General features: G+C 53.4%; 19 protein-coding genes. 17 read left to right on the top strand and 2 right to left on the bottom strand.

The window, feature by feature from the left end; translation table 11 throughout:
- Positions 1 to 135: 135 nt before the first annotated feature.
- Positions 136 to 1,314, top strand: coding sequence for an MFS transporter (locus HU143_RS07310; RefSeq protein WP_000127720.1), 1,179 nt, complete (start codon positions 136 to 138; stop codon positions 1,312 to 1,314).
- Here HU143_RS07310 and flk read toward each other — a convergent pair.
- Positions 1,311 to 2,312, bottom strand: coding sequence for a flagella biosynthesis regulator Flk (gene flk / locus HU143_RS07315; protein WP_000553397.1), 1,002 nt, complete (start codon positions 2,310 to 2,312; stop codon positions 1,311 to 1,313). The genes HU143_RS07310 and flk overlap by 4 nt on opposite strands.
- Before the next feature lie 103 nt (positions 2,313 to 2,415).
- Between flk and pdxB the strand changes: the two genes are divergently transcribed.
- The 9 genes from pdxB (at position 2,416) to purF (ending at position 11,571) form a co-directional block, all read left to right on the top strand.
- Entirely contained in the window at positions 2,416 to 3,552 is a 1,137-nt protein-coding gene (pdxB, locus tag HU143_RS07320) for a 4-phosphoerythronate dehydrogenase PdxB (RefSeq protein ID WP_000699176.1), read from the top strand.
- Between the two features lie 67 nt (positions 3,553 to 3,619).
- Positions 3,620 to 4,633, top strand: coding sequence for an aspartate-semialdehyde dehydrogenase (locus HU143_RS07325; RefSeq protein ID WP_001289141.1), 1,014 nt, complete (start codon positions 3,620 to 3,622; stop codon positions 4,631 to 4,633).
- Positions 4,633 to 5,445 (top strand): tRNA pseudouridine(38-40) synthase TruA, encoded by an 813-nt coding sequence (gene truA, locus HU143_RS07330; protein WP_000016631.1) that lies wholly within the window; start codon positions 4,633 to 4,635, stop codon positions 5,443 to 5,445. Before HU143_RS07325 ends, truA begins: the two co-directional genes overlap by 1 nt.
- A 48-nt stretch (positions 5,446 to 5,493) precedes the next feature.
- Positions 5,494 to 6,153 (top strand): DedA family protein, encoded by a 660-nt coding sequence (locus HU143_RS07335; protein WP_000364318.1) that lies wholly within the window; start codon positions 5,494 to 5,496, stop codon positions 6,151 to 6,153.
- 149 nt (positions 6,154 to 6,302) lie between these two features.
- A complete protein-coding gene (accD, locus tag HU143_RS07340; RefSeq protein ID WP_000118383.1) occupies positions 6,303 to 7,217 on the top strand; it encodes an acetyl-CoA carboxylase, carboxyltransferase subunit beta in 915 nt (304 codons plus the stop codon).
- Between the two features lie 67 nt (positions 7,218 to 7,284).
- Positions 7,285 to 8,553 carry a bifunctional tetrahydrofolate synthase/dihydrofolate synthase gene (folC, locus tag HU143_RS07345; RefSeq protein WP_080229785.1) on the top strand — a complete coding sequence of 423 codons (1,269 nt, stop codon included), beginning with the start codon at positions 7,285 to 7,287 and terminating at the stop codon, positions 8,551 to 8,553.
- Entirely contained in the window at positions 8,543 to 9,217 is a 675-nt protein-coding gene (gene dedD, locus HU143_RS07350) for a cell division protein DedD (protein ID WP_000157031.1), read from the top strand. Before folC ends, dedD begins: the two co-directional genes overlap by 11 nt.
- Positions 9,218 to 9,527: 310 nt before the next feature.
- Positions 9,528 to 10,016 (top strand): colicin V production protein, encoded by a 489-nt coding sequence (gene cvpA, locus HU143_RS07355; protein WP_000262102.1) that lies wholly within the window; start codon positions 9,528 to 9,530, stop codon positions 10,014 to 10,016.
- Between the two features lie 37 nt (positions 10,017 to 10,053).
- Positions 10,054 to 11,571 carry an amidophosphoribosyltransferase gene (gene purF, locus HU143_RS07360; RefSeq protein ID WP_000334205.1) on the top strand — a complete coding sequence of 506 codons (1,518 nt, stop codon included), beginning with the start codon at positions 10,054 to 10,056 and terminating at the stop codon, positions 11,569 to 11,571.
- A gap of 35 nt (positions 11,572 to 11,606) precedes the next feature.
- Here purF and HU143_RS07365 read toward each other — a convergent pair whose 3' ends face one another.
- Positions 11,607 to 13,034: a sigma-54 interaction domain-containing protein gene (locus tag HU143_RS07365; protein WP_000168925.1), complete on the bottom strand. Its 1,428-nt coding sequence runs from the start codon at positions 13,032 to 13,034 to the stop codon at positions 11,607 to 11,609.
- Positions 13,035 to 13,244: 210 nt separating this feature from the next.
- Between HU143_RS07365 and HU143_RS07370 the strand changes: the two genes are divergently transcribed.
- The 7 genes from HU143_RS07370 (at position 13,245) to hisJ (ending at position 21,416) form a co-directional block, all read left to right on the top strand.
- The gene (locus HU143_RS07370) at positions 13,245 to 14,642 is read left to right on the top strand and encodes a diaminopimelate decarboxylase family protein (RefSeq protein WP_023226609.1); all 1,398 of its coding nucleotides are present in this window, start codon (positions 13,245 to 13,247) and stop codon (positions 14,640 to 14,642) included.
- A 90-nt stretch (positions 14,643 to 14,732) separates the two neighbouring features.
- Positions 14,733 to 16,154 carry an APC family permease gene (locus HU143_RS07375; RefSeq protein ID WP_000072512.1) on the top strand — a complete coding sequence of 474 codons (1,422 nt, stop codon included), beginning with the start codon at positions 14,733 to 14,735 and terminating at the stop codon, positions 16,152 to 16,154.
- 1 nt (position 16,155) lies between these two features.
- On the top strand, positions 16,156 to 17,259 hold the full coding sequence (locus HU143_RS07380; protein ID WP_000281907.1) for an alanine/ornithine racemase family PLP-dependent enzyme: 1,104 nt from the start codon (positions 16,156 to 16,158) through the stop codon (positions 17,257 to 17,259).
- 63 nt (positions 17,260 to 17,322) lie between these two features.
- Positions 17,323 to 18,729, top strand: a complete 1,407-nt coding sequence (locus HU143_RS07385) for an amino acid permease (protein ID WP_000380346.1) — start codon at positions 17,323 to 17,325, stop codon at positions 18,727 to 18,729.
- 26 nt (positions 18,730 to 18,755) lie between these two features.
- Positions 18,756 to 19,325 (top strand): UbiX family flavin prenyltransferase, encoded by a 570-nt coding sequence (locus tag HU143_RS07390; protein ID WP_000825682.1) that lies wholly within the window; start codon positions 18,756 to 18,758, stop codon positions 19,323 to 19,325.
- A gap of 288 nt (positions 19,326 to 19,613) precedes the next feature.
- Positions 19,614 to 20,396, top strand: coding sequence for a lysine/arginine/ornithine ABC transporter substrate-binding protein ArgT (gene argT / locus HU143_RS07395; protein WP_000754418.1), 783 nt, complete (start codon positions 19,614 to 19,616; stop codon positions 20,394 to 20,396).
- A 237-nt stretch (positions 20,397 to 20,633) separates the two neighbouring features.
- Positions 20,634 to 21,416 carry a histidine ABC transporter substrate-binding protein HisJ gene (gene hisJ / locus HU143_RS07400; protein WP_000731868.1) on the top strand — a complete coding sequence of 261 codons (783 nt, stop codon included), beginning with the start codon at positions 20,634 to 20,636 and terminating at the stop codon, positions 21,414 to 21,416.
- Positions 21,417 to 21,523 lie beyond the last annotated feature (107 nt).

The raw sequence follows: 21,523 nt of genomic DNA on the forward strand, positions 1-21,523 counted from the left end.
GGCAGACTTCACTCTCTACATTATCCTTCCGATAATGCGTAAGCGTTTAACGTTATCCAACGCACCTTAATCCTGACGTTCAGGTAGAGGGGGGCGTGGCCTTTCCCCGCCTTACTCTGCATTCTGGAGTAATGCATGACAGCAGTTAGCCAAAAAACAACGACCCCGTCTGCGAATTTTTCGCTGTTCCGCATCGCCTTTGCGGTTTTCCTGACCTATATGACGGTCGGCCTGCCGTTACCCGTCATCCCGCTTTTTGTTCATCACGAACTGGGCTATAGCAATACGATGGTTGGGATCGCCGTGGGCATTCAGTTTTTTGCGACGGTACTGACGCGCGGCTATGCCGGACGGCTGGCGGATCAATATGGCGCTAAACGATCGGCGTTACAGGGGATGTTTGCCTGCGGGCTGGCGGGCGCCGCCTGGCTCCTGGCCGCGCTGTTGCCGGTTTCCGCGCCGATAAAATTCGCGCTGCTTATTGTCGGGCGTTTGATCCTCGGATTTGGCGAAAGCCAGCTGCTGACCGGAACCCTGACCTGGGGACTGGGGCTGGTTGGCCCAACGCGTTCCGGTAAGGTGATGTCGTGGAACGGGATGGCGATTTACGGTGCGCTGGCGGCCGGTGCGCCGTTGGGCTTGCTGATCCATAGCCACTTTGGCTTCGCGGCGCTGGCGGGGACGACGATGGTTTTACCGCTGCTGGCCTGGGCATTCAACGGCACCGTGCGTAAAGTGCCTGCGTATACGGGGGAGCGACCTTCACTGTGGAGCGTGGTCGGGCTTATCTGGAAACCGGGCCTGGGCCTGGCATTGCAGGGCGTGGGCTTTGCCGTCATCGGTACGTTTATTTCACTTTATTTTGTCAGCAATGGCTGGACGATGGCGGGATTCACCCTGACCGCGTTTGGCGGTGCGTTTGTACTGATGCGCATATTGTTCGGTTGGATGCCGGACCGCTTTGGCGGCGTGAAGGTCGCCGTTGTCTCATTGCTGGTTGAGACGGCAGGGTTGCTGCTCTTGTGGCTGGCGCCGACGGCCTGGATAGCGCTGGTAGGCGCGGCGCTCACCGGGGCAGGGTGTTCACTGATTTTCCCGGCGCTGGGCGTGGAGGTTGTGAAACGCGTACCTGCACAGGTACGCGGTACGGCGCTCGGCGGCTACGCCGCGTTTCAGGATATCTCCTACGGCGTTACCGGCCCGCTGGCGGGCATGCTGGCCACGTCATGCGGCTATCCTTCCGTATTCCTCGCGGGAGCGATCTCCGCTGTGGTTGGCATCCTGGTGACGATATTATCGTTCCGGCGTGGTTAAGAAACCAGCCAGAAAAGCGCCAGTACAATTATTAGCGCGATAAACAACAGGCCTGGCCGCGCAGACAGATTTTTCACGGTTTCAATCATCGGCGCAAACGGGCGGTAGATGGGTTGAATAGAGAGCGGTTCCAGCTCATCAGTCTCCCGCTCTACGCGACGCAGGAAAATATGGTTAAGTAAATCCTGCACCTGGGCGGTGGTCAGCACCGTTTGCGGCTGAATTTGATAAGTGTGTTGGGCATACTCTTTGATCGCTGTGAGTTCGTCCGGTTCCAGCGGTTGTTTTAACGCAGCCTGCAGCGTATGTAGCGTAGGCGCGTGTTGTAGTGACAGCGTCTGCCGCGCCTGTAGCCATGTCGCCAGATGGGTAAACTGTTTTGCCGGAATGAGCTCGCCGCTTTTCACGCCGGAGAGTTCCAGCATTGATTGCCAGATAAGTTTGTTTGACTCGCCGGTCGCGGCCGCCAGCTTCGTCACCAACTGATTCAACGTATTATGTTCAGCAGGCAATAATGGCCGATCCGTTGCCGGACGTTGCTGCGGCTGCGGAATGGAAAGCTGCCCCTGTTGCAGGAGCGTCAGCACGTTTTTGAGTTGATCGGGCGTAAGCTGGCTAAGCGCGGTTTGACCGTATTGCTGACGGATAAAATCGCTGACGGCCTGACGATTATTCCCGACGCCAAGCAGCTCTGTTAGCTGTGAAAGCACCTGACGATTGGCATGATTTTGCTGCGCTACGCCCAGACGCTGGGTAAGATTCTGTTCAGCGGCGGGGAAGTGGCGCGACAGTAGCGGCGCGTCATTTTTTATCCCCAGATCGTGTTTCATTCCGGCCCATACTTCCGCGCTTTGCTGCTGGGTCAGTGAAATCAGGCGCGTGATCAGCCTTTCCAGTACCGTACGCTGTTGCATGGAAAGCGGCTGCTCGCTCGCAGCGGAAAGAGGATTACGCCCTTCGCCTGGAGGCTGTGCAGGGGCGCCGGAGATGGGATGCATAATTAATTATCCTTTAACCATAAATCTGAGCAATATATGCCTGGCGGCCAGATTATGGCACACTTGTCCGGTTAACTCTCGTTCTCAAACAGGTACGACAGTCGTGAAAATTCTCGTTGATGAAAATATGCCTTACGCCCGCGAATTATTTAGCCGCCTGGGTGAGGTAAAGGCAGTGCCGGGTCGCCCGATCCCCGTTGAAGAATTGAACCATGCCGATGCGTTAATGGTGCGTTCGGTCACGAAAGTGAATGAATCGCTGCTGAGCGGCACGCCGATTAACTTCGTTGGTACTGCTACGGCAGGCACCGATCATGTGGATGAGGCATGGCTGAAGCAGGCGGGCATCGGTTTTTCAGCCGCGCCCGGCTGTAATGCTATCGCCGTGGTGGAGTATGTGTTTTCCGCGCTGTTGATGCTGGCCGAACGTGACGGCTTTTCGTTACGCGATCGCACTATAGGGATTGTCGGCGTGGGTAACGTTGGAAGCCGGCTACAGACCAGGCTTGAAGCGTTGGGTATCCGTACGTTGCTGTGCGATCCGCCACGCGCCGCACGCGGGGACGAGGGTGATTTTCGTACGCTGGATGAGCTGGTGCAGGAAGCGGATGTCCTGACTTTCCATACGCCGCTCTATAAAGACGGACCGTATAAAACGCTGCATCTGGCCGATGAGACGCTGATCCGTCGACTGAAACCCGGCGCCATTCTCATTAACGCCTGCCGCGGTCCGGTGGTGGATAACGCTGCGTTGCTGGCGCGACTTAATGCCGGGCAGCCGCTGAGCGTGGTGCTTGATGTGTGGGAGGGCGAACCGGATCTTAACGTCGCGCTACTGGAGGCCGTGGATATCGGCACATCGCATATCGCCGGCTATACGCTGGAAGGCAAAGCGCGCGGCACCACCCAGGTCTTTGAGGCGTATAGCGCGTTTATCGGTCGCGAGCAGCATGTCGCGCTGGAGACATTACTGCCTGCGCCTGAGTTTGGTCGTATTACGCTTCATGGCCCGCTGGATCAACCGACGCTGAAAAGACTGGCGCATTTGGTGTATGATGTGCGCCGCGACGATGCGCCGCTGCGTAAAGTCGCTGGAATTCCGGGTGAATTTGATAAATTGCGTAAAAATTATCTTGAGCGCCGTGAATGGTCGTCTTTATACGTGATGTGTGACGACGAAACGGCAGCCGCCTTGCTGTGTAAGCTAGGTTTTAACGCTGTTCATCACCCGGCACATTAATGTCTTCTTAATGCTCCCTGTCGAATAATGCGACAGGGACGCTTATGTATTTCTGGAGTAAATCACCATGTCTGAAGGCTGGAACATTGCCATTCTGGGCGCAACGGGCGCCGTAGGCGAAGCCCTGCTTGAAACACTGGCTGAACGCCAGTTCCCGGTCGGTGAAATTTATGCGTTGGCGCGTCATGAAAGCGCGGGCGAGCACCTCCGTTTTGGTGGCAAGTCGGTCATTGTCCAGGATGCGGCGGACTTTGACTGGACGCAGGCGCAGTTGGCGTTTTTCGTTGCCGGCGCAGAGGCATCGGCTGCCTGGATAGACGACGCGACCAATGCAGGTTGCCTGGTGATAGATTCCAGCGGTCTGTTCGCGCTGGAGCCTGATGTGCCGCTGGTCGTGCCGGAAGTTAACCCGTATGTACTGGCGGATTACCGTAACCGTAACGTGATTGCGGTCGCCGATAGTCTGACCAGTCAACTGCTGGCGGCGCTCAAGCCGTTAATCGATCAGGGGGGACTGTCGCGCATCGCCGTCACCAGTATGTTATCAGCGTCCGCACAGGGGAAAAAAGCGGTCGATGCGCTGGCTGGACAGAGTGCGAAGCTGCTTAACGGCATACCGATTGATGAAGATGATTTCTTTGGCCGCCAGTTAGCGTTCAATATGCTGCCGCTGCTGCCGGATCGGGAAGGCAGCGTGCGCCAGGAACGTCGTATCGTCGATGAAGTGCGTAAAATTTTGCAGGATGATGGCGTGATGATCTCCGCCAGTGTCGTGCAGTCGCCGGTGTTCTATGGCCATGCGCAGATGGTGAGCTTTGAAGCGCTCCGTCCGCTGGCGGCGGAAGAGGCGCGCGAGGCGTTTTCCCGCGGTGAAGATATCGTACTGTCAGAAGAGACGGATTACCCGACGCAGGTGGGCGACGCTTCCGGCAATCCACAGCTCTCTATTGGCTGTGTGCATAATGATTACGGTATGCCGGAACAAATTCAGTTCTGGTCAGTGGCGGACAACGTGCGTTTCGGCGGCGCGCTGATGGCCGTTAAAATTGCGGAGAAGCTGGTGCAGGAGTATCTGTACTGATGTCCGGACAGCAATCATCGCCGGTCTATAAAATTGCGCTGGGTATTGAGTACGACGGCAGCAAGTATTATGGCTGGCAGCGTCAGAATGAAGTGCGCAGCGTGCAGGAAAAGCTGGAAAAAGCGCTCTCGCAGGTGGCAAATGAACCTATTAACGTGTTCTGCGCCGGGCGCACCGATGCCGGCGTTCACGGCACCGGGCAGGTTGTCCATTTCGAAACGACCGCATTGCGCAAAGATGCGGCATGGACGCTGGGGGTAAATGCGAATTTGCCTGGTGACATTGCCGTGCGCTGGGTGAAAACTGTACCGGATGATTTTCACGCGCGATTTAGCGCTACGGCTCGCCGTTATCGCTATATCATCTACAATCATCGACTGCGTCCTGCGGTGTTAGCAAAAGGCGTGACGCATTACTATGAGCCGCTGGATGCAGAGCGGATGCATCGCGCGGCGCAGTGTCTGCTTGGCGAAAATGATTTTACCTCGTTTCGCGCGGTGCAGTGCCAGTCGCGCACGCCGTGGCGTAATGTGATGCACATCAACGTTACCCGCCACGGCCCTTATGTGGTGGTCGATATCAAAGCGAATGCCTTTGTTCATCATATGGTCAGGAATATTGTCGGCAGCCTGCTGGAAGTAGGCGCTCACAACCAGCCGGAGAGCTGGATCGCAGAGCTGTTAGCGGCCAGGGACAGAACGCTGGCGGCGGCAACGGCGAAGGCGGAGGGGCTATATTTGGTTGCGGTGGATTACCCTGACCGGTTTGACCTTCCAAAACCGCCAATGGGCCCGCTATTTCTGGCGGACTAATCCGAATCGCACACCCGAAACGTGTCGGGTAGAAAGGCAAAGACAAATATGGACCTGATCTACTTTATTATTGATTTTATTCTGCACATCGATGTGCATCTGGCGGAGCTGGTCGCGGAGTACGGCGTCTGGGTGTACGCTATTTTGTTTTTGATTCTGTTTTGTGAAACCGGCCTGGTCGTCACGCCGTTCCTGCCGGGCGACTCGCTGCTGTTTGTCGCCGGGGCGCTGGCTTCGCTGGAAACCAACGATCTCAATGTGCATGTCATGGTGGCGTTAATGCTGATCGCCGCAATTGTCGGCGATGCGGTAAATTACACGATTGGTCGACTGTTCGGCGAAAAACTGTTCAGTAATCCGAATTCGAAAATTTTCCGCCGCAGTTATCTGGATAAAACCCACCAGTTTTATGAAAAACACGGCGGTAAAACTATCATTCTCGCTCGCTTCGTGCCGATCGTCAGAACCTTTGCGCCGTTTGTGGCAGGGATGGGGCACATGTCCTATCGGCATTTTGCCGCCTATAACGTCATCGGCGCGCTGCTGTGGGTACTGCTCTTTACCTACGCCGGTTATTTCTTCGGTACGATACCGTTGATTCAGGATAACCTTAAGCTGCTGATTGTGGGGATTATCGTGGTTTCGATATTACCTGGCGTCATTGAGATTGTCCGGCATAAGCGCGCTGCGTCGCGTGCCGCAAAATAGAAAGTAACTCAGCGGTTCGACCACTTTTTTATCCAAAGTTTCGGGCTGTTATGTTTTAATGTGCAACATTCATGGTCTGTTGGGGGCAAAAATGGCATTATGCGCCCCTTATAATAAAGCTGACTAAGGTTCAGGCAGAAAGGTCACCAATGAGCTGGATTGAACGAATTAAAAGCAACATTACTCCCACCCGCAAGGCAAGCATTCCTGAAGGGGTGTGGACCAAGTGTGATAGCTGCGGTCAGGTTTTATACCGCGCTGAGCTGGAACGTAATCTTGAGGTCTGTCCTAAGTGTGACCATCATATGCGCATGTCGGCGCGCAATCGCCTGCATAGCCTGTTAGATGAAGGTTCCCTTGTGGAGTTGGGTAGCGAGCTGGAGCCAAAAGACGTGCTCAAGTTCCGCGACTCCAAAAAATATAAAGACAGACTGGCGTCCGCGCAGAAAGAAACCGGCGAGAAAGACGCGCTGGTGGTCATGAAAGGGACGCTTCACGGTATGCCGGTTGTCGCCGCCGCGTTTGAATTCGCGTTCATGGGCGGCTCCATGGGGTCTGTCGTTGGCGCACGCTTCGTTCGCGCCGTTGAACAGGCGCTGGAAGATAACTGTCCGTTAGTGTGTTTCTCTGCTTCCGGCGGCGCGCGTATGCAAGAAGCGCTGATGTCGCTGATGCAGATGGCGAAAACCTCGGCGGCGCTGGCTAAAATGCAGGAACGTGGTCTGCCCTACATCTCGGTATTGACCGATCCGACAATGGGCGGCGTTTCCGCCAGTTTTGCGATGCTGGGCGATCTCAACATCGCCGAGCCAAAAGCCCTCATTGGCTTCGCTGGCCCGCGCGTTATCGAACAAACCGTTCGTGAGAAGCTCCCGCCGGGATTCCAGCGCAGTGAGTTCCTGATCGAAAAAGGCGCTATTGATATGATAGTTCGCCGCCCGGAAATGCGCCTGAAGCTGGCGAGCATTCTGGCGAAGCTGATGAATCTGCCCGCGCCGAATCCGGACGCCCCGCGTGAAGGCGTGGTGGTGCCTCCGGCGCCGGATCAGGAGTCTGAGGCCTGATAACTGAAAAGGGCAGGGCCGCAGGCTCTGCCCTTTTGCTTTTCACCGTAAAGAAGCAGCGGAATCAATGAAAAACAAATCTATACCTCAAGCTGCGTCGCCCCTGGCCTCGTGGCTTTCTTATCTGGAAAACCTGCACAGCAAGAGTATCGATTTAGGCCTTGAGCGCGTAAGCCAGGTGGCAGCGCGTCTGGACATCCTCAAGCCTGCGCCGTTCGTTTTTACCGTTGCGGGAACCAACGGCAAAGGTACGACCTGTCGAACGCTGGAGTCGGTGTTAATCGCGGCGGGATACCGTGTGGGCGTCTATAGTTCGCCTCATCTGGTACGTTACACCGAGCGCGTGCGCGTGCAGGGGAAAGAATTAGCGGAATCCGCGCATACCGCGTCCTTTGCGGAAATAGAAGCGGCGTGCGGCGATATTTCATTGACCTATTTTGAATATGGTACGTTGTCGGCATTGTGGCTGTTTAAACAGGCTAACCTTGACGTGGTGATTCTGGAGGTCGGGTTGGGCGGGCGCCTGGACGCCACGAACATTGTGGATGCCGATGTAGCGGTAATTACCAGCATCGCGCTTGACCATACTGACTGGCTGGGGCCGGATCGCGAAAGTATCGGCCGCGAGAAGGCCGGGATTTTTCGTGCGGAAAAACCCGCTATCGTCGGCGAACCGGAAATGCCGGCAACCATCGCGGATGTCGCGCAGGAGACCGGCGCGCTGTTGCTGCGTCGCGGCGTTGACTGGCGTTATGAGGTGACAGCGACCCACTGGGCGTTTACCGATGGTGACGGCATGCTTGCCGGACTGCCGTTGCCGCAGGTTCCTCAGCCGAATGCCGCCACCGCTCTGGCCGCGCTGCGCGCCAGCAGGTTGAACATTGACGAGCAGGCGATTCGCGACGGTATTGCGCAGGCTACCTTGCCGGGACGTTTTCAAATCGTGAGTGAGTCGCCGCGCGTTATCTTTGATGTCGCCCATAATCCCCACGCGGCGGAATACCTGACGGGTCGTCTGAAAATGTTGCCGAAACGCGGGCGCGTGCTTGCGGTGATTGGTATGCTGCATGATAAAGATATCGCCGGCACGTTAGCCTGGTTGAAAAGCGTGGTTGACGACTGGTATTGTGCTCCGTTAGAGGGGCCGCGCGGCGCGACGGCGGAACAACTTCTGGAACATCTGGGGAAAGGGAATGTCTATGATAGCGTCGCGCAGGCATGGCAGGCCGCTATCGACGCGGCGCAGCCAGAAGATACCGTGCTGGTGTGCGGATCGTTCCACACCGTCGCACATGTTATGGAAGTGATAGACGCGGGGAGAATCGGTGGCGAGTAAGTTTCAGAATCGTTTAGTCGGCACGATTGTGTTAGTCGCGCTGGGGGTTATTGTGCTTCCCGGTCTGCTGGACGGACAGAAAAAGCATTATCAGGATGAATTTGCTGCGATTCCACTGGTACCGAAGCCTGGCGACCGCGATGAGCCGGATATGATGCCTGCCGCAACGCAGGCGCTGCCGACACAGCCGCCGGAAGGGGCGGCTGAAGAGGTGCGGGCGGGAGATGCGGCAGCGCCATCGCTGGACCCGTCGCGCATGGCGTCTAACAATGTCGAGCTTGATCCGATACCGGCGGAGACGCCTAAACCGAAGCCGGTTGAAAAGCCGAAGCCGCAGCCTAAACCGCAACAGCCGGTTGTCGCCGCTTCCACGCCGACGCCCGCGCCGCAACCAGTCGCCGACGATAAACCTGCGCCGACCGGCAAAGCCTATGTCGTACAGTTGGGCGCGCTGAAAAATGCGGATAAAGTCAACGAGATAGTCGGCAAGCTTCGTTCCGCCGGGTTCCGGGTTTATACTTCCCCCTCAACGCCGGTACAGGGTAAAATAACCCGTATTCTCGTCGGGCCGGATGCGTCGAAAGATAAGATGAAAGGATCGCTTGGCGAGCTCAAGCAGATTTCCGGGTTAAGCGGCGTGGTGATGGGATATAGCCCGAACTAAGGCGCGTTTTGCCTGAGCGCGCAGCGTTAAGGCCTACGGTGTTCACCTGGTAATAGCCGAAGTTCTGTAGGCTGGATAAGGGGTTTACGCCGTCATCCGGCAGAAGGAATAAACCTGGTATCCTGCGCTTATCAGGCCGATGGCAGCTCTTCTGGTTGTGCCCGAAGAGATAAAAAGTGTGATGGCGTTGAATATTTTTTCAGCGCCATTTTTATTTACGCGTGGGAAGGAAATCCCTACGCAAACGTTTTCTTTTTCTGTTAGAATGCGCCCCGAACAGGACGACAGGGCGTAAAATCGTGGGACATCTATGGTCTGGATTGATTACGCCATTATCGCGGTGATTGCTTTTTCCTGTCTGGTTAGCCTGATCCGCGGCTTTGTTCGTGAAGCGTTATCGCTGGTGACGTGGGGTTGTGCTTTCTTTGTCGCCAGTCACTACTACACTTACCTGTCTGTCTGGTTTACGGGCTTTGAAGACGAACTGGTTCGTAATGGGATTGCTATCGCGGTACTGTTTATCGCGACGCTTATCGTCGGCGCTATCGTGAATTTTGTGATAGGTCAGCTAGTAGAAAAGACCGGCCTGTCGGGAACTGACCGGGTGTTGGGGATCTGTTTCGGCGCACTGCGAGGCGCGCTGATTGTCGCCGCCATTCTGTTCTTCCTTGATACTTTCACCGGCTTGTCGAAAAGCGAAGACTGGAGCAAATCGCAGCTCATCCCGCAGTTCAGCTTCATCATCAGATGGTTCTTTGACTATCTGCAAAGCTCGTCGAGTTTCTTGCCCAGGACGTAACAGGTTCTGAGATGTGGCTTAACGAGGAAAATGACGTATGTGCGGTATTGTCGGTATCGCCGGTGTTATGCCGGTCAACCAGTCGATTTATGACGCGTTAACAGTGCTCCAGCATCGTGGTCAGGATGCTGCCGGTATCATCACCATTGATGCGAATAACTGCTTCCGCTTGCGTAAGGCAAACGGGCTGGTGAACGATATTTTTGAAGCTCGCCACATGCAGCGTTTGCAGGGCAACATGGGGATCGGCCATGTGCGCTACCCTACCGCAGGCAGCTCCAGCGCTTCGGAAGCGCAACCTTTTTACGTTAACTCGCCGTATGGCATCACGTTGGCCCATAATGGCAACCTGACTAACGCGCACGAGCTACGTAAAAAGCTGTTTGAAGAAAAGCGCCGTCATATCAACACCACCTCCGATTCCGAAATCCTGCTCAATATTTTCGCCAGCGAGCTCGACAACTTCCGTCACTATCCGCTGGAAGCCGACAATATTTTTGCCGCGATTGCCGCGACTAACCGTCAAATCCGCGGCGCCTATGCCTGCGTGGCGATGATTATCGGCCACGGCATGGTGGCTTTTCGCGATCCGCACGGCATTCGCCCGTTAGTGCTGGGCAAGCGTGACGTTGGCGATGGTCGTACGGAGTATATGGTCGCTTCTGAAAGCGTGGCGCTGGATACGCTGGGCTTTGAATTCCTGCGCGATGTCGCGCCGGGCGAAGCTATCTATATTACCGAAAAGGGGCAACTGTTCACGCGCCAGTGCGCGGATAACCCGGTCAGTAATCCCTGCCTGTTCGAGTACGTTTATTTTGCTCGCCCGGACTCCTTTATCGACAAAATCTCCGTCTACAGCGCTCGTGTGAATATGGGCACCAAACTTGGCGAAAAAATCGCTCGTGAATGGGAAGATCTGGACATCGACGTCGTGATCCCTATCCCGGAAACCTCCTGCGATATCGCACTGGAAATTGCCCGTATTCTCGGCAAGCCGTACCGCCAGGGATTTGTCAAAAATCGTTACGTGGGACGTACCTTTATCATGCCGGGCCAACAGCTACGCCGTAAATCCGTGCGCCGTAAGCTCAATGCTAATCGCGCGGAATTCCGCGATAAGAACGTCCTGCTGGTGGATGATTCCATCGTGCGTGGCACCACATCAGAGCAGATCATCGAGATGGCCCGGGAAGCCGGCGCGAAGAAGGTTTATCTGGCGTCCGCCGCGCCGGAAATTCGTTTCCCCAACGTCTATGGCATTGATATGCCGACCGCCAATGAGCTGATCGCGCATGGTCGCGAGGTGGATGAGATTCGGCAGATTATCGGCGCAGACGGGCTTATCTTCCAGGATCTGAACGATCTGATCGAAGCCGTACGCGCGGAAAACCCGGATATCCAGCAGTTTGAATGTTCGGTATTTAACGGGGTATATGTCACCAAAGACGTAGACCAGCAATACCTCGACTTCCTGGATTCATTACGTAATGACGACGCCAAAGCGGTGCTGTTCCAGAACGAAATGGAAAACCTGGAAATGCATAACGAAGGCTAATGGCTTTGCCAGCGGCGCGATGCCGCTGGCCGATGTCAATTACGTACCACGCCGAAGCGAATAGCGTATTTTTGTACTTTGTACTGTAACGTGGTGCGCGATACGTTAAGGCTGCGGGCCGCGGCGGCAATATTCCCCTGATGCGTATCCAGCGCGGTTTCTATTAAATGCCTTTCGTAGTTGGCAACCCGTACCTCCAGCGACCCTTCATACTGCGGATCGGGTGACGAGGGAAGGGGATTTTCCGGCGCGGTTTCCGGTACGCCTAAATTTAACTCGTCCTGTTCAAAAATGATGTGTTTCAGCAGCCCGTCTTTTTCCTGCATGATCATACTGCGTACAATCGCGTTTTCCAGCATCCTGACATTACCCGGCCAGGCGTGATTGAGCAGATCAGCACGTGCCGTCTCGCTTAATCCGTGAATATCCTGCGGCACGTCATTACGGTATTTATCAATAAAATAATTCGCCAGTAAGGGAATATCTTCCGGGCGGGCGCGCAGCGGCGGTAACGTCAACATTCCGACGCTCAACCGATAAAAAAGATCTGCTCGCAGACGTTCTTGTTGAATTAATTTGACGGGCGCTTCGTTCATGGCGGCAACGATCCTGACATCAGAGTGGAGTTGCTGTTGTCCGCCGAGCCGCCAGAAGGTTTTATCCTGCAAGAATCGCAGCAGCTTACTTTGCATCTCTATCGGCATGGCGTTCAGCTCATCAAGAAAGAGCGTTCCCCCGTTTGCCAGTTCCAGATAGCCCTGGCTATTTTCCGCGCCGGTATAGGCGCCGCGCACGGTGCCGAAAAGCGTACTTTCGATAAGCGTAGGCGGTAGGGCGCCGCAGTTCAGGGCGATGAAGGGTTTATTCGCCCGCTTGCTGCATTGATGTATCAGGCGGGAAAATAACTCCTTACCCGTTCCCGTCTCCCCGACAATCGTCACCGGAATATTACTGGCGGCCAGCCGTTTGGCTTTGGCGATATTACTGAGCATTTCCGGGTTTTCGGTAATAATGGCATGGTGCTTCTCATGGTGATCGGCATACAGCAGTTGGTTCAGTTCTACCACCTGCTCCTGGAGCCGCCTGACGCCGGACATATTCCTGCCGATTTCGATAACGCCGACCATGCCGCCATCGCTTGCATAGAGCGGCGCGGTGGTGTGCTGATAGTCAACGGCCTGGCCTCGCGCATTGTAATAAATTTGATAATGGCCAATGTATTCCACGCCTTTTTTTAACGATGAAAGCATCGTACTTTGCGTCTCTTTCATGCCCGGATAGACATCGAGCATATGTTTTCCCATTGCCCGTTCAATGCTGTAGCCGTCCAGATCCGCGCTTTCCTGATTGTAGTAAACGTATTCACCACGCTCATTAATGACGGCCAACGGCTGATGAATCAAATCGAAAAAGCGGGAAAACATCCTGAGCGCCGAGGCCAGTTCCTGATTGGTGGATGCCATACATGCATTCCTCATATCTATTGTTCATATTGCCATTATAAAAGTGACGAATTTTCGTCGTTGTGATGAATAGCAAACTCAATGACGAAAATGAGAAATAGCTTATTTTTATAAGTAATTGATTATTTTGATAAAAAATAGTGGCATGCCTTTTGCTTTATCCCTGTAAAGAATGCGGATTTTTACCATAAACATTAAGCAGAGGGCGTTATGACTGACTCGATTATGCAGAATTACAACCAGCTACGTGAGCAGGTAATCAACGGCGATCGCCGTTTCCAGCACAAAGACGGTCATTTGTGTTTTGAAGGGGTCGATCTGGACGCACTGGCGCGCCAGTACCCCACGCCGTTCTATGTGTTTTCTGAGCCGGAGATTATTCGTAACATTCATGAAATCCAGCGGGCATTTGCGGCGCATAAAAATACCAAAACCTTCTTTGCGTCAAAAACCTGCTCGGTCATGGGGGTGTTGAAAGCCATTCGTGACGCCGGAATTTGCGCGGAGGCAAACTCACAATATGAGGTTCGCAAGTGTCTGGAGATAGGCTTTCGCGGCGATCAGATCGTCTTCAACGGCGTGGTGAAAAAGCCTGCCGATCTGGAATATGCTATCGCCAACGATCTGTATCTTATTAATGTTGATAGCCTGTATGAGCTGGAACATATTGATGCCATCTCTCGCAAGCTGAAGAAAGTCGCCAATGTTTGCGTCCGCGTAGAGCCGAATGTTCCCTCGGCGACGCATGCGGAACTGGTTACCGCTTTCCATGCGAAGTCGGGTCTCGACCTGGAACAGGCGGAAGAAACCTGCCGCCGCATTCTGGCAATGCCTTATGTGCATTTGCGCGGCTTGCATATGCATGTAGGCGATCAGGTGCCGGAGTCAGAGCCTTTCGCAAAAGCGACTAAAGTGCTGGTGGATGAATCCCGTCGCCTGGAAGAGGTGCTCGGTATTAAATTTGATTTGATTAACGTGGGCGGCGGAATTCCGGTTCCCTATAAATATGACGACGAGAATGGCGACCCGTTAAAAGATAATATGTATGCCGGTATTACCGCCCAGGATTTTGCCGATGCGGTCATTCGCGAAGTGCATAAATGGCGTACCGATGTGGAAATATGTATTGAACCGGGACGTAAAGTGACCGGGTCGGCGGCGGTTTTACTTACGGAAGTCTCCTGCGAAAAACGTAAAACAAATTACGATCTTAACGGCAATGTGGAATGCCACGTTGAATGGAAATTTGTCGACGCTGGTTACAGCGTACTCTCTGACAGCCAGCATTTTGACTGGTTCTTTTATGTCTATAACGCCTCTCGCATGACGGCAGCGCACGACGCCTGGATAAAATTAGCCGGGCCGCTGTGTGATGGCGGGGATTATTTCCACATGGGAGTGAAAGGCGAAGAGTTTTTACTGCCGAAGGAGACTCATGTTGGCGATATTGTCGCGTTTCTTGATGCCGGGGCATACACCATTGAAAGTCAAACCGTTTATAACAACCGTCCGCGCACGGGCGTGGTGATGATCGATAAAAATGGTGAGACGCGTCTGATTCGTCGGGAAGACAGTTACGAAGATATGGTCAAGTACGACATTTATTAATACTGTTTTGGGCTTCAGTTTCATGCTGAAGCCCGTCGTCAGATGATAAGAAGAGGGCAGTGATGCCTGAATGCATAACAGGAGATGGCCATGAGTAACACGAATTCTGGCTTACTTGGCATCAAAGACATTGTCTTTATGAATGTCATCGCTATTCTGAGTTTGCGGCAAATCCCTAACGTGGCGCCTTACGGGGCATCGGCCATGTTGTTATGGGTGATAGCCGCATTCTGCTTGTTTTTTCCTTTAGCGATGGTATGCGGCGAGCTGTCAACCGGCTGGCCGAAAGATGGCGGGATATTTGTCTGGATTAAAGAGGCATTTGGTAAACGTATTGCATGGATTGTCGTGGTTTGTTTTCTCTTTTCCTGCGTACTGTTTTTCCCATTAATGCTGCAATTCGGCTTTACCGCGTTGGGCTATATGATCGGCGGCGGCCTGGCGGAAAATAAAGCATTTATCGGTATTGGTTCCGCGGTAATTTTCTGGCTATTAACGCTGATGAATATCCGCGGGATGGAATGGACAAAAATTATTAATAGCATCAGCGCCTGGTGCGGCGTATTTATTCCCTCCGCCATCCTCATTTTACTGGCGGTGGTATGGCTATGTACCGGACACCAGATGCAGACGGACTACACTACAGCGAAAAACTGGATTCCGGATCTCGGACACTGGGATACGATCGTTTTCTTATCCAGCATGATGTTTGCGTTTGCCGGACTGGAGGTCGCCCCGATGATTGCCGGGCGTACCCGTAATCCACAGCGTGATTTTCCGCGAGCGATGGCCGTCTCCGCCGCCGTTATCGTTGGGATCTATATGGTCGGCACCTGGGCGCTAAACACGCTTTTACCCGCCGGGAAAACCGACATTGTGGCAGGCGTCATGCAGGCTATGCATGCTGCTGCGGATACGCTGCATATGCCGTGGTTAATTCCTGTTATGGCCATCTGTATGTTTTTTGGCGCTCTCGGGCAGATTAACTCCTGGCTGGTGGGGCCGATTTATATGCTCCAGGAAGCCTCGCGTGAAGATAATCTGCTGGGGGACCGAATCGGCAAATTACATCCGGTGTGGAAAACGCCCGCCTTTGCCTTGACTGTACAGGCGATTATTGTCACGGTCCTGTGTTTTTCGACTTTTATTTCGCCAAGCGTTGCGGCGGCTTACTGGATGTTAACGGCGCTAACGACCATCACCTATTTTATTCCTTACCTGGTGATGTTCCCGGCGTTCTGGCGTTTACGTAAGACTCAGCCGGATACGCCAAGAAGTTTTAAAATTCCGGGCAAGGTTTTACCGGCTATTTTACCCGCGCTGGGCTTTCTTTCTATCGCCTTTGCCGTTGCGCTGTTATTTATTCCGCCTTCTCAAATTGATATGGGCGGATATTTCCAGTACGCCGGGAAAATTATTGGCGGAGCCGTGCTGGCGGTTGTCGTCGCGGAGTACATTTACCATCGGGCGCAGAAACGTAATGCCCGTTTAAGCATGGCGGGAGGAAAATAAAATGTATATGCCAGTTCTGGAAATCAATCTACGCAAGCTGGAAGAAAACGCCCGCACGGAAAAAGCTCTGCTGGCAAGCAGCGGTATTGACGTGATGGCTGTCAATAAAGTTTTTGACGGCTGCGTGGAAACTGCACAGGCGGTGTTCAACGGCGGAATTACCGTTATTGCTGAATCACGAACCTATAATTTGAAAAAAATACGCGAGACAGGATGTACGACTTGCCTGTTACGCAGCCCGTGTCTGAGTGAAATCGAAGATGTGGTGCGCTACGCGGATATTAGTTTAAATAGCGAGCCGGTGGTATTACGGGCATTATCGCAAGAAGCCCAACGCCAGGGGAAAACGCATCAGGTATTACTGATGGTGGATATGGGCGATTTACGCGAGGGTATCTGGTTTGGTGAATATCAACGCATTCTTGAGACCGTGACTCTGATTACTGGTCTGCCCGGTCTGGAATTATATGGACTGGGCACCAACTTTAATTGTTACGGCACCGTGTTGCCAACGGTAAAAAATGGCGAGGATTTTCTGGCGCTGGCCGCCCGGCTGGAAGCCGACAGCGGTATTCCTGTCCGGCGGCTTTCTGCGGGAAACTGCACCAGCTATCACCTGCTGGATAAAGGTATCTGGCCGCAGGGACTGAATCATCTGCGCATCGGCGGACTGCATGAATTCGGCATTGAATATGTGGACATGAAATACCTGAATGAATTTCACCACTCCGCAAAACCGGTCGATAAAGCCTGTTCCGATATGTATATCCTGGAAGCGGAAATCATCGAACTGAACAGTAAACCTACCGTCCCGGTCGGGGAGCTGGGCGTCGATGCCTTTTTGCAAAGTAAAACCTTTGTCGATCGTGGCATACGCCGACGCGCATTGCTGGCGTTTGGTCGCCAGGATGTGCCGTCGGATAACTGTGTGCCATGCGACGACGCTATCACTATCTTAGGACAAACCAGCGATCATACGCTGGTGGATATTGAAGATTGTCGTCAGTCGCTAAAAGTAGGCGATGTGGTTCGCTTTGAGCTGGATTATACGGGCCTGTTAATGGCCTGCCAGACCAAAGGCGTCGCCTGGAGGTTTACGCGTTAACGCATAACCGCCGCGGCTATGTCGCGGCGGCATCTTTGACCTCACGAAAGACAGGGAGTAACGATGGATACCCTGCAACAACCACCGCCAGCAGAGCCCGAAGGCGGTCTGCGGCGTAACCTGAAGAAGCGGCATCTGCTAATGATGTCGTTGGGCGGCACGATTGGCACCGGCTTATTTATCGGCATTGCCGAACCGTTAAGCAGCGTCGGGCCGGCGGGAACCTTACTGGCCTATCTGTTTGCCGGAAGCATTATGCTGGCGACGATGATGTGTCTTGGCGAATTATCATGCGCCTTTCCTCACTCCGGTTCATTTCAACATTACGCGCTGATGTTCATGCCGTCACCTTGCTGGAGCTATACCATTGGCTGGCTTTACTGGTTTAGCTGGGTCTTTTCCCTGGCAGCCGACCTCACTGCCGCAGGGTTTATTGCTCACCAGTTTTTCCCCGCGGTTCCGGTATATATGTTCTGCCTGGCGATTCTGCTCATCCTGACGGCCATCAATCTTACCTCCGCAAAAAGTTTTGGCGAATGCGAATACTGGCTTTCGGCCATTAAGGTCTTCGCGATCGTGCTGTTTATTTGCGCGGGCGGGGTTATGATCTACTCGCTAATGGGCCATAGTGACTGGCACCCGACGTTAAAAACAGACGGAATGTGGTTTCCCCACGGTTGGGAGCAAATTGTGGTCTGTATGACGATCGTGATTTACTCCTTCCAGGGGGTGGAACTGGTAGGAAATGCGGCAGGGGAGACCGAATCGCCGCACATTATTTTACCGAAAGTGATCCTGGGGATCGGTCTCAGAATCATTTTGTTTTACGGCCTGGCGATTGCGGTGCTGGCGCTGGTCTATCCGCATGAACTGACGCCAAATGGACAAAGTCCCTTTGTATGGGTATTCTCCCACGCGGGCATTCCGGGGGCGGATACGCTGATGACGCTGGTGATCTTTTCCGCCGCGGTTTCTGCCGCTAACTCGGCTATTTACGCCAGTTCGCGTATGCTGTGGTCTATGGCGGGCGATCGCTTTGCGCCAGCCTGCTTTGGTAAAACGAACGGCGGCGGCGTGCCGGTGTATGCTATTTTAATCACGGCCTTGTTGGCGTTGGTGTCGTTGCTGACCCGCTATATTCCCGCACAGCAATTTTATTTATATCTGATCGCCAGTACCGGGCAGGTGGGTTGCCTGGCATGGATAACCATCGGATGGTGCCAGTATCGTTTCCGACAATCGGTGCGTAATGGAACGTACGCCAGCGATTTGCTACGCTATCGATCGCCGCTTTTCCCCTGGACGGCCCGATTTGTCATTATCACCAATTTTGCCATTATGGTCGGCACCTGGTTTAGTGAGCAAGGGGTAGTGATAATGTTGGTTGAGCTGGCTTTTATGATAGGGATTCTTTTGTCATGGTATCTCTTCAGACCCACTTTGAGCCGATTACGTAACACAGTGGGATGAACGGCGCTCGTAAACGGTAAGAGAACATGAAACGACTCATTGTAGGAATTAGCGGCGCCAGCGGAGCGATTTATGGCGTGCGCTTATTACAAATTTTGCGCGATGTCGATAGCGTGGAAACGCATCTGGTGATGAGCCAGGCGGCCCGGCAAACGCTGGCGCTGGAGACCCATTTTTCGCTGCGCGAGGTGCAGGCGCTGGCCGATGTGACGCACGATGCGCGCGACATTGCCGCCAGCATTTCCTCCGGCTCTTACCCGACGGCGGGAATGGTTATCCTGCCCTGTTCGATTAAAACGCTGTCGGGGATTGTCCACAGTTATACTGACGGACTGCTTACCCGCGCGGCGGATGTGATATTAAAAGAGCGGCGACCTCTGGTGCTGTGTGTGCGCGAAACGCCGCTGCATATCGGGCATTTGCGTTTAATGACCCAGGCCGCTGAGATAGGCGCGGTGATTATGCCGCCGGTTCCGGCTTTTTATCACCTTCCTCAGACGTTAGATGATGTTATAAATCAAACGGTTAACCGAGTTTTGGATCAGTTTGATATCCCCCTTCCGCACGATCTTTTTGTTCGCTGGCAGGGCGCATAGCGTTGTCTGTTTAGCGTGCATTATTGTCCCTGTTGCCCTGTTTCAGGGCAATTTTGTAACCGCGATCATATCCTCAACATTTAATTCGTTAAAAGCCGCCGAAACGCTGCGGTTCAACCGTCATACCTGCTATCTTCAACATCAGGACAATATTGCAACGTTTTATTAACAAATTTAACGTCGAATCGTTTTGCTGACGTGAAAATGGCATAAGACCTGCATGAAAAAGTCTGCAAACACACAACGCCACGTAAAACATAAGAAAATGACGCTACTTGAGGGGTATGTATGAAGAAGACCGTTCTCGCTTTGTCTTTGCTGATAGGTCTGGGCGCGACGGCGGCCAGTTACGCCGCGCTCCCGCAAACGGTTCGTATTGGAACAGATACCACCTACGCGCCTTTCTCATCGAAAGATGCCAAAGGCGACTTTATTGGCTTTGATATCGATCTCGGTAATGAAATGTGTAAGCGTATGCAGGTGAAATGTACCTGGGTCGCCAGCGACTTTGATGCGCTTATTCCCTCACTAAAAGCGAAAAAAATTGATGCCATTATTTCATCGCTCTCTATTACCGATAAACGCCAGCAAGAAATCGCGTTTTCCGACAAACTTTACGCGGCGGATTCACGCCTGATTGCGGCAAAAGGGTCTCCCATTCAGCCGACGCTGGAATCGCTGAAAGGCAAGCATGTCGGCGTGCTGCAAGGGTCCACGCAAGAGGCTTACGCCAATGATAACTGGCGCACTAAAGGTGTGGATGTGGTGGCTTATGCCAACCAGGATCTTATCTATTCCGATTTAACCGCCGGTCGTCTGGATGCCGCATTGCAGGATGAAGTCGCCGCCAGCGAAGGTTTCCTGAAGCAGCCAGCGGGCAAAGAGTATGCGTTTGCCGGTCCTTCCGTGAAGGATAAAAAATATTTTGGCGACGGGACGGGGGTTGGGCTGCGCAAAGACGATACCGAGCTAAAAGCCGCGTTTGATAAAGCGCTGACCGAACTGCGCCAGGACGGAACTTACGACAAAATGGCCAAAAAGTACTTCGATTTTAATGTTTACGGCGATTGAGGGAAGGGGATAACGCGCCGCGCTGGGGAACTATCACGGTGCAAAATAGATGTTTTGCACCTTTTTGGTGCATAAGCCGTTGCGGAACAGGCGCATAAATGCATACTTAATCGATTTTTATGCAAAATAAACCGGCTGACAAGGTAGAATGCTTTGCCTTGTCGGCCTGATTAATGGCACGATAGTCGCATCGGATCTGTAAAGATCTCCTGGAAAGACAGTCTGTTGAGGATAGTTATGAAAAAACTGGCGTTATCCCTTTCTCTGGTGCTGGCATTTTCCAGCGCTACCGCAGCATTTGCCGCTATTCCACAAAAGATTCGTATCGGTACCGATCCTACATACGCACCGTTTGAATCCAAAAATGCACAAGGTGAATTGGTCGGCTTTGATATCGATCTGGCCAAAGAGCTGTGCAAACGTATCAACACACAGTGTACGTTCGTGGAAAACCCGCTGGATGCGCTGATTCCGTCTTTAAAAGCGAAGAAAATTGATGCCATCATGTCCTCGCTGTCCATCACTGAAAAGCGCCAGCAGGAAATCGCGTTTACCGACAAGCTTTACGCCGCTGATTCCCGTCTGGTGGTGGCGAAGAACTCTGATATTCAGCCGACCGTCGCGTCGCTGAAAGGCAAGCGCGTCGGCGTGCTACAGGGGACGACGCAGGAGACCTTCGGCAATGAGCACTGGGCGCCGAAAGGGATTGAGATCGTCTCTTACCAGGGGCAGGACAACATTTATTCCGATCTGACGGCTGGCCGTATTGATGCAGCGTTCCAGGACGAGGTCGCGGCCAGCGAAGGTTTCCTTAAACAGCCCGTCGGAAAAGACTATAAATTCGGCGGCCCGGCGGTGAAAGATGAGAAGTTATTCGGCGTAGGAACCGGTATGGGGCTGCGCAAAGAGGATAACGAGCTGCGCGAAGCGCTGAACAAAGCCTTTGCTGAAATGCGTGCTGACGGTACTTACGAAAAGCTGGCGAAAAAGTACTTTGATTTTGATGTTTATGGCGGTTAATCACCGTCGGTGCAGATAAAGCCCAAAGAATATTGACTGTCTGCATTGCCTGAGGGCGCTGTGCGTGTCAGGCCTACGGGGAGCATCGTAGGCCGGGCAAGGCACAG

The sequence above is a fragment of the Salmonella sp. SJTUF14076 genome, from assembly GCF_015534835.1.
Classification (GTDB): Bacteria; Pseudomonadota; Gammaproteobacteria; order Enterobacterales; family Enterobacteriaceae; genus Salmonella; species Salmonella enterica.